Genomic DNA, 448 nt, shown 5'->3' with positions numbered 1-448 from the left:
GTGCCGTAAGGAGAACTTTTACGCCTTCCGGAAGACCGATGATAAATTCGTGAATGTCATGTTCCGCTGTATCAATGCTGTCAACGATCAGCAATACCGGTTTTTCGTTTGAATGAGCGGCTAATGCATTACGGACGACGAACCGTTTTTCGTTGATGGATTTGTCGATTTGTTCTGCGCGTCCGAGCTGATAGGCGATCGTGTTTAAAAAATCTCTGAAGCTCAATCCTTTCCAGTCAGCGCTGATCCAAATGATGCTGTTGAATGCAGGCCAATCTGGTGAACCGCCGGCACAAAGGTAGGCTGCTTCAAGAGCGATTGTTGTTTTTCCCATGCCGGCCCAGCCTGTGATTAAACAGACCGGTGACGGAGACAGCATCCATTGCCGGATCGCCTCTATATCAAAGCCGCGTCCGATAAAGTTCCCGGTCCGGCGTGACGGTAAGTT

At 49.6% G+C, this 448-nt stretch carries 1 protein-coding gene; it reads right to left on the bottom strand.

What is annotated here, in order from left to right:
• Positions 1-448 (bottom strand): NB-ARC domain-containing protein (locus ACTD9P_RS29945; RefSeq protein WP_438870468.1); only part of this gene is annotated, 448 nt, incomplete at both ends.

It is taken from the genome of Pseudomonas onubensis, from assembly GCF_965653655.1.
In the GTDB taxonomy this organism is placed as follows: domain Bacteria; phylum Pseudomonadota; class Gammaproteobacteria; order Pseudomonadales; family Pseudomonadaceae; genus Aquipseudomonas.
The sequence above is the reverse complement of the archived record's forward strand: the minus strand, read 5'-3'. Positions and strand labels throughout refer to the sequence as shown.